This window comes from Nonomuraea aridisoli (assembly GCF_003236395.1).
In the GTDB taxonomy this organism is placed as follows: Bacteria; Actinomycetota; Actinomycetes; order Streptosporangiales; family Streptosporangiaceae; genus Nonomuraea; species Nonomuraea aridisoli.
In genome coordinates this window covers 1-7,476 of the sequence record NZ_POUD01000372.1, presented here as the reverse complement: position 1 = coordinate 7,476, position 7,476 = coordinate 1, and the positions used below count along the sequence as shown (strand labels likewise).

General features: G+C 73.3%; 8 protein-coding genes. 3 read left to right on the top strand and 5 right to left on the bottom strand.

Going from position 1 to position 7,476, the window contains the following annotated elements; genetic code table 11:
• Positions 1-78 precede the first annotated feature (78 nt).
• Positions 79-1,368 carry an alpha/beta fold hydrolase gene (locus C1J01_RS44275; protein WP_111185009.1) on the bottom strand — a complete coding sequence of 430 codons (1,290 nt, stop codon included), beginning with the start codon at positions 1,366-1,368 and terminating at the stop codon, positions 79-81.
• 201 nt (positions 1,369-1,569) lie between these two features.
• Positions 1,570-2,310, bottom strand: coding sequence for a GntR family transcriptional regulator (locus C1J01_RS44270; RefSeq protein ID WP_111185008.1), 741 nt, complete (start codon positions 2,308-2,310; stop codon positions 1,570-1,572).
• An 86-nt stretch (positions 2,311-2,396) separates the two neighbouring features.
• Here C1J01_RS44270 and C1J01_RS44265 point away from each other — a divergent pair, with 86 nt between their 5' ends.
• Positions 2,397-3,170, top strand: coding sequence for an inositol monophosphatase family protein (locus C1J01_RS44265; RefSeq protein WP_111185007.1), 774 nt, complete (start codon positions 2,397-2,399; stop codon positions 3,168-3,170).
• Here C1J01_RS44265 and C1J01_RS44260 read toward each other — a convergent pair.
• The 3 genes from C1J01_RS44260 to C1J01_RS44250 form a co-directional block, all read right to left on the bottom strand.
• Positions 3,132-3,866: an HAD family hydrolase gene (locus C1J01_RS44260; protein ID WP_111185006.1), complete on the bottom strand. Its 735-nt coding sequence runs from the start codon at positions 3,864-3,866 to the stop codon at positions 3,132-3,134. The two genes, C1J01_RS44265 and C1J01_RS44260, sit on opposite strands and share 39 nt — an antisense overlap.
• A gap of 22 nt (positions 3,867-3,888) precedes the next feature.
• Positions 3,889-4,614 (bottom strand): hypothetical protein, encoded by a 726-nt coding sequence (locus C1J01_RS44255; RefSeq protein ID WP_146615957.1) that lies wholly within the window; start codon positions 4,612-4,614, stop codon positions 3,889-3,891.
• Positions 4,615-4,753: 139 nt separating this feature from the next.
• The gene (locus C1J01_RS44250; protein WP_235855076.1) at positions 4,754-5,407 is read right to left on the bottom strand and encodes a GntR family transcriptional regulator; all 654 of its coding nucleotides are present in this window, start codon (positions 5,405-5,407) and stop codon (positions 4,754-4,756) included.
• Between the two features lie 68 nt (positions 5,408-5,475).
• On the opposite strand from C1J01_RS44250, the gene C1J01_RS44245 reads away from it, so the two are divergent.
• Positions 5,476-6,663 carry a CaiB/BaiF CoA transferase family protein gene (locus C1J01_RS44245; protein WP_111185003.1) on the top strand — a complete coding sequence of 396 codons (1,188 nt, stop codon included), beginning with the start codon at positions 5,476-5,478 and terminating at the stop codon, positions 6,661-6,663.
• Positions 6,660-7,476: HpcH/HpaI aldolase/citrate lyase family protein (locus tag C1J01_RS44240; protein ID WP_111185002.1), on the top strand; the 817-nt coding region annotated here is incomplete at its 3' end. The genes C1J01_RS44245 and C1J01_RS44240, both read left to right, overlap by 4 nt.

Here is a 7,476-nt window from a genome sequence, read left to right as displayed (position 1 = left end):
GTGCGGGCGGGGGAGTCCCAGCCCTGGGCGATGTACTCGGCGAACGCGGGGATCTCCGACAACCTGGGCAGTTTGCCGTCACTCACCGGTGATTCCTCCTCCCATGTCACGCACGAGGCCGGTCAGCCGGGTGAAGACCCGGTCGTCGCCGATGCCGTCGTGCTCCCACTCGTTGGTGACCCAGACCTGCGTGTTGCCGACGCGGGCGGCGGTGTCGAGCTGCAGGCCGGCGTCGACGTACATGTCGTCGAAGTAGACGGTGGCGGCGACCGGCACCTCGTTGGCGGCCAGGCGGTCGAGGTCGTACAGCGGCGGCCACTCCGCCCGCTCGGCGAGCAACTCGACGGCCGCGCGGAACGGGCGCAGCACCCGGATCTCCTCGAACATCCAGGGGTACATCATCTCCCCGGTGAACAGCAGCGGGCGCGCGTCCTCGGCGAAGGCCGGGTGGCGGGCGCGCTCGCGCTGCGCCGCCCACGCCGTCGCGCCCGGCCCCGAGCCGTAGATGCTCTCCTGCAGCGCGGCGAACAGCGGGTTGTCGGCGTACGACGAGCGGGCCAGCGCCTGGTGCAGGAACGTCTCGGGCAGCTCGCCGCGCTCGTCCGGCACGGCCTCGTCGAGCAGCCAGTGCATGCGCTCGTACCCCGTCTTCATGCCGAAGTCTATGCCGAGCGACTGCAGCCGCCGCACGGTGAGCACGTCGCCGTCGGGCAGCAGCACGTCGCCCTCGGCCAGCCGGTCGGCCAGCCTCCCCGTCGTCTCGGCGTGCTGCGGGTAGCGGCGGTAGAACTCGGCGTTCTTGGCCGCCACCCGCGGATAGGTGCGCCGGTAGACCTCCTCGGCGTCCGGGTCGAGCGACGGCAGTCCGCCGGTCACGTAGCAGGCGGACAGGCCCTCGGGCGCTGCCGACAGGTAGCGCAGCGTGAGGAAGCCGCCGTAGCTCTGCCCGAGCGTGGACCAGCGCCGCCCGCCGAAGATCGTCTTGCGCAGGTGCTCGGCGTCGGCCACGATCGAGTCAGCCCGGAATCGCGCCAGGTACTCGGCGCCCTCCTTGGCGCCGAGCGCGCTCATCACCTTGCCGTCGACGCGCGAGCTGCGGCCCGTGCCGCGCTGGTCGAGCAGGATCACCCGGTACGTCTCCAGCGCCCTCCCCAGCCAGCCCGACCGGTCGAGCGGCCGGGGGCTCTTGCCGCCGGGGCCGCCCTGAAGATAGAGCAGGAACGGCAGGTCCTCCCCGTCGCGGGCGGGGTCGACCACCTCGCGGGCGAACACCGTGATGGTCTCCCCGGGGTCGGACCAGTCGAGCGGCACCCGCTCGACGTGGTCGCGCATCCGCATCCCGGGAATCGTGTAGGTCGCGGTGATCAAGCTTTCATCCGCCCCTTCTGCGTCTGTCACCGGGACGCCGGTAGCAGGCGCGAGTAATGTGTGGCATTGCACCGCACGATAGGTGTCCGGCAGGCGTGTTGCCAAGGTCTGGGCCAGGTACGCAAGAGAACGCAATGCGCCCTATGCGGATGAAGCGCCGGCAACGCGAACGGCCGGTCGGGCTTGTGGGGGGACCGCCGTTCAGCGCTCGATGAGCGTGACCTCGAGGGAGTAGTGGGAGGCCCGGTAGACGTGGGAGCCGTGCTCGACCGCCCGGCCCTGGTCGTCGTAGGTGGTGCGGACCATCGTCAGCAGCGGCGCGCCCCGCCGCTCCTCCAGCAGCCGGGCCTCCGCCTGCGTGGCGGCCCGCGCGCCGATGCGCTGGTTGGCCACGCGCATCCGCACGCCCGCCGAGCGCAGCAGCTCGTACAGGCCGCGGCTCTCGAGGTCGGCGGCCGTGAGCGCGGCCAGCCCCACCGGCAGCCAGTTGTGCAGCACGGCCAGCGGCTCGCCCGCCGCGAAGCGCAGCCGCTCCAGGTAGAGCACCTCGGAGCCGGCCTGCACGCCGAGGATGCCGGCGACCTCCTCCTCGACCGCCCGCGGCTCCAGCGTCAGCACCTGCGTGGCCGGCTCCTGGCCCGCCCGGCGCAGGTCGTCGTAGAGGCTGGTCAGCTCCACCGAGCGCTTGACCTGGCCGTGCACCACCTGCGTGCCGACGCCGCGCTTGCGGACGAGCAGGCCCTTGTCGACGAGGTACTGGATCGCCTGGCGGATCGTGGGCCGCGACAGGCCGAGCTTGTCGGCCAGCAGGATCTCGTTGTCGAGCCGCGAGCCCGGGGCCAGGTCGCCTCGCCGGATGGCCTCGGCGATCTGCTCGGCCACCTGGAAGTAGAGCGGCACGGGACTGGATCGATCCAGGTCAATGGCCAGGTTCGCGGTCATGCTGATCAGCTTAACCCAGGTCAGAATGTCCAGACAAATGCGCCGACCGGGTGTGCGGCGCCCGCACGGGAGGTACAGGAGAGGGCATGGACGCGACGCATCTGCTCGACATCGCCACCGAGGCCGCCAGGGCCGTCGGCCCTCGTCTGTGCAAGGCCTTCCGCTCCCGGCCCAGCGTGACCGACAAGCGCGACTTCCACGACCCCGTGACCGAGCACGACCGGGCCGCCGAGGAGACCATCAGGACCACCATCGCCTCCCGCGCGCCGGCCAGCACGATCATCGGCGAGGAGGGCGGCACGACCGGCGCGGGCGACATCGTCTGGTACGTCGACCCCATCGACGGCACCGCGAACTTCGCCGCCGGCCTGCCGTTCTTCTGCGTCTCCATCGCCGCCGCCGTCCGCGGGGAGCTGGTGGCGGGCGTCGTGTACGACCCCGTGCGCGAGGACGAGTTCACCGCCACCCCCGACGGCGCCTGGTGCAACGGCACGCCGCTGCGCAGCGCCGGCGCCGCCCGCGACCGCGAGGCCATGCTGCTGGCGAGCTACCCGACGCCGCGCGACCTCGACGCCGACGGCGAGGTGGCGCTGCGGCGTTACGGCCGCTTCCTGGAGTCGTTCGCCGCCGTGCGCAAGCCGGGCAGCGCCGCGCTCCAGCTCGCCCACGTCGCCGCCGGCTGGTCCGACGCCGCGTACGGCACCCGCTCCAACCCGTGGGACGTGGCCGCCGGGGCGCTGCTCGTGCGCGCGGCCGGCGGGGTCTACCTGGGGGATCCGCTGGACAAGGGCGACTACCTGGCGCACGTGGGCGGATTCGACCTAGGGTCGTCCGCGCTCGCCGAGGTGGCCCCGCGCTGACGCGGCGCCGAGCAGGCCGGCCAGCTCCGACAACGAGGTGATGCGCGGGAACCCGGCGGGCGCCGGCTCGGCGCCCAGCCGGTCGAGCCAGACCGAGCGCATGCCGGCCGCCGCCGGGGCCGTCACGTCGTTGCGCACGTCGTCGCCCACCAGCAGCACCTCCTCGGGCGCCAGCCCCAGCGCGGCGGCGGCCCCGGTGTAGGCGACGGACGCGGGCTTGAAACCGCCGAGCACCTCGCCCGTCAGCACCGGGCCGACCTGCCCGGCGAGGCCGATCGCGCGGACCTTCGCCTCCTGCATGCGCTGGGCGCCGTTCGTCAGCACGCCGAGCGCGAACCCCCGCAGGCCCGCCACCGCCTGCGCCGCGTCGGGGAAGGCCGCCCATCCCCGCCGGTAGCGCTCGGCGAAGTCCTCGAACGCCGCGTCGAGGTCGCCGGGGACGGCCAGGCCGAGCTCCCGGCACAGGGCGGTCACCCGCAGGCGCCGCTGCTCCTGCACCGTGCACCGGCCCGCCTGCCACATCGCGAGGTACGGGCCCTCCAGTGCCTCCCACAGCGTGGCCGTCTCGGCCAGCCGCGGGTGGCCGGGCGCGCGGGCCTCGACCCAGGCGGTGATCGCGGCGTCGGCGGCGCCCCGATGGTCGAGCAGGGTGCCGTCGAGATCGAACAGGATCCCCTTGACCGGGGAAGACGTCATGGGGCACTCCGGGTCGGGGTCGTCACGGGCCGGAGGCCGTGACGATGCGGGCGGCCGTCTCACGGGGAGGGTAGCCCAGGGTGAGGCCGCGGACCGACAGCGGGGCCCGCTCGAAGCGCTCCTCGCCCTCCTGGGGCAGCACGTAGTGCAGCGCGGGCGACAGGGAGCGGTGGGCGGCCAGGGCCGTCGTCTCCGGCTCGGCCAGCTCGCGCGGCAGCGCCTCGCGGTAGTCGGCGATCAGCGCGTCGAGGTCGAACAGCTGCTCGTACCGCTCGGAGGTGCCGGCCACGACCCGCACCAGCTCGCCCTCGACGCGCGCGTGGTAGACGAGGTTCGTGCCGCCGCACTTGGCGAACCAGCGCAGCGCCTGCTCGGCGGGCAGTGTGAACGTGCCGTACGGCTTGCGCCCGTAGAGCAGGGCCTCGGCGATCCAGCGGTCGCACCACAGCTCGTCGCGGTAGGGGGACGGCGCGGCCGGGTCGAGGGTCAGGCCCTGGGCCAGCACCGGGTTCCACGCCGACACCATCGGGCTGGAGAAGCGCGGCATGCGGGGGCCGCGCCAGCGGCTGAGCGGGTAGCCGTACCAGATGGTCACGACCTCGACCTCGCGGCCGGGCAGGGCGCGCTCGTAGGTGCCGTTCATCACCTGGCCGCCGTCGGGGTGGCGCCATGGCCCGGGGGCGACGGAGGAGTCTGCGGGGACCCGGGGAGTCCGGTAGTCGGGATGCAGAATCCACGTGTCCGCCACAGTGTCAGCCCCTTCCGATCGGTGTGTTCCACGACGTCAGACGCCTAGAGGGGCCATCGTGCACCACGGTTCACCCCCGTGCAACAGACAGGGTGTAAACGCTGATGTTTGTCATCGGCGAACGTGACGTACGTCCCTGTCAGTGGCGTTGGCGGTAGTCGCCGGCGTTGCGGACGTGCTCGATCATGACGCGTTCCGCGCGCTCGCCGTCGCCGGCCTCCAGAGCGGCCAGGATGCCCTCGTGCGCTTCGAGCTGGGCCCTCACCTGGGTCTCGTCGAGCCACAGCGACGCCTCGGCGGGCACCGGGAAACTGTTGCGCACCGAACGGGCGTGGGCGCCCAGAAAGGCCGGGCCGCCGATGTCGACGATGCGCAGGTGGAAGCGCCTGCTCTGCTCGCCGAGCCGCTCGTTCCTGCCGCGGGCGGCGTCCTCGGCCATCGCGGCGTGCAGCTCCCGCAGCTCCGCCAGCTCCGCGGGGGTGATCCGGGAGGCCGCCAGCCGCGCTCCCAGCCCCTCGACCACGGCGCGCAGCCCGTAGTACTCGGCCAGCGCCTCGTCGCCGAGGTCGATCACGGTCGCGCCGTGGTGCGCCTCGTAGCTGATCAGCCGGTCCTTCTCCAGCCTGCGCAGCGCCTCACGGACCGGCGTCACCGACACCCCGAGCCGCTTGGCCACCTCGCCGGCCCGCAGCGCCGTGCCGCCGGGGATCCGCGAGCTGCGGATCTCCTCCAGGAGCACGGTGTAGACGTATTCGGCCTTGCTCATGGGCGGCCGCGGCTCGCTGGCTGACATACCCCCAAGTGTCGCTTATCTGGGTTGATCTGTTGACCTATGACTTATTTCTTATAAGTTACATACCTATGACGAGCCTCGCCGACCTGCGGGTCATCGACGCGGCCACGCTGTTCGCCGGCCCCTCCGCCGCGATGATGCTGGGCGACTTCGGCGCCGACGTGATCAAGATCGAGCATCCCCGGCGGGGCGACCCGTCACGCGGCCACGGCGCCTCCGTGAACGGCGTGGGCCTGTGGTGGAAGACGTTGTCGCGCAACAAGCGCACCGCCGCCGTGGACCTGTCACACGCCGACGGCCAGGAGATCCTGCGCCGCCTGGCGCAGCGCTCCGACGTGCTGATCGAGAACTTCCGGCCCGGCACCCTCGAACGCTGGAACCTCGCCCCCGCCGACCTCCTGGAGCTCAACCCGCGGCTGATCGTGGCGCGCATGACCGGCTTCGGGCAGGTCGGGCCGATGGCCGGGCAGCCCGGGTTCGGGACGCTGGCCGAGGCCATGAGCGGGTTCGCCGCCATGACCGGGCAGCCCGACGGCCCGCCCACGCTGCCCCCGCTGGCCCTCGCCGACGGCATCGCGGGCCTGGCCATGGCGTACGCGATCATGGTGGCGCTGCAGGCGCGCGAGCGGACCGGACGCGGCCAGGTGATCGACATGGCCATCATCGAGCCGATCCTGGGGCTGCTCGGGCCGCAGATGAGCGCGTACAAGGCGCTCGGGGTCGTGCCGCGGCGGACGGGCAACCGCTCCAGCAGCAACGCGCCGCGCAACACCTACCGCACCCGCGACGGGCGCTGGCTGGCGATCTCCACCAGCGCGCAGCCCATCGCCGAGCGCGTGGTCACCCTGGTCGGACGGCCCGACCTGGTCGAGCAGCCGTGGTTCGCCACCGGGCACGGGCGGGTGCAGCACGTGGACGAGCTGGACGAGGCGGTCGCGTCCTGGATCGCCGAGCGGGACGCCGACGAGGTCATCGCCCGTTTCGAGGAGGCGCAGGCCGCCGTCGCGCCCATCTACGACGTCACGGACATCGCCGAGGACCCGCAGTACGCCGCGCTCGGCACGTTCGTCGAGGTGCCCGACGAGGAGCTCGGCTCGCTCACCATGCAGAACGTCCTGTTCCGCCTGTCGGACACGCCCGGAGAGATCCGCTGGCCGGGCCGGCCGCTCGGCCGCGACACCGGCGAGGTGCTCGCCGAGCTGGATTATTCGCAGGAGCGCATCGCCGCGCTGCGCTCCGAAGGGGTGATCGCGTGAGCCGGCCGCCCGCCACCTGGCTGCCCGTCACGTGGTTGTACGTGCCGGCGGACCGTCCGGAGCGGTTCGCCAAGGCGGTGGCGTCCGGCGCCGACGTGGTGATCCTGGATCTGGAGGACGCGGTCGCGCCCGCCAGGAAGGACGAGGCCCGCGACAACGCCGTCGCCTACCTGCGGTCCCGCCCTCGGACGCCCGGGCAGGTGCACGTCCGGGTCAACGACCTGGCCACCGCGCGCGGGCGCGACGACCTGGCCGCCGTCGGGGAGCTGGCCGACGCCGTACGGCTGCCGAAGGTCGAGTCGGCCGCCGCGCTCGACGCGGTCACCGGCGCGCCCGCGTACGCGCTGCTGGAGTCGGCCGCGGGGATCGTCGCGGCCGGGGAGATCGCCGCGCATCCGCGCGTGGCCGGTGTGGCGCTGGGCGAGCAGGACCTGGCCGCCGAGCTGGCCATCACCGACGAGCAGGCGATGAACCACCTGCGGCTCCAGGTCGTCCTCGCCGCCGCCGCGGCCGGGCTGCCGCCCGTCCCCATGTCGGTCTATCCGGAGGTCAAGGACGAGGCCGGGCTGCTGGCGTCCTGCCGGGCCGGGCGCGGGATCGGCCTGTTCGGCCGGACGGCGATCCATCCCCGGCAGATCCCGGTGATCCGGCGGGCGTTCCGGCCGTCGGAGGAGGAGGCGGCCCGGGCCGCCGAGATCGTCGAGGCCGCCGAACGGGCGCTGGCGGCGGGGCTCGGCGCGGTCGCGCTGCCCGACGGCCGTTTCGTGGACGCCCCGATCGTCACCCGCGCCCGCCGCACCCTCGCCCTCTCCC

Coding starts and splice junctions, on each gene's coding strand:
- C1J01_RS44260 (WP_111185006.1), bottom strand. CDS start 3,866: ATGACGTCTTCCCCGGTCAAGGGGATCCTGTTCGATCTCGACGGCACC.
- C1J01_RS44250 (WP_235855076.1), bottom strand. CDS start 5,407: ATGTCAGCCAGCGAGCCGCGGCCGCCCATGAGCAAGGCCGAATACGTC.
- C1J01_RS44270 (WP_111185008.1), bottom strand. CDS start 2,310: ATGACCGCGAACCTGGCCATTGACCTGGATCGATCCAGTCCCGTGCCG.
- C1J01_RS44265 (WP_111185007.1), top strand. CDS start 2,397: ATGGACGCGACGCATCTGCTCGACATCGCCACCGAGGCCGCCAGGGCC.
- C1J01_RS44245 (WP_111185003.1), top strand. CDS start 5,476: ATGACGAGCCTCGCCGACCTGCGGGTCATCGACGCGGCCACGCTGTTC.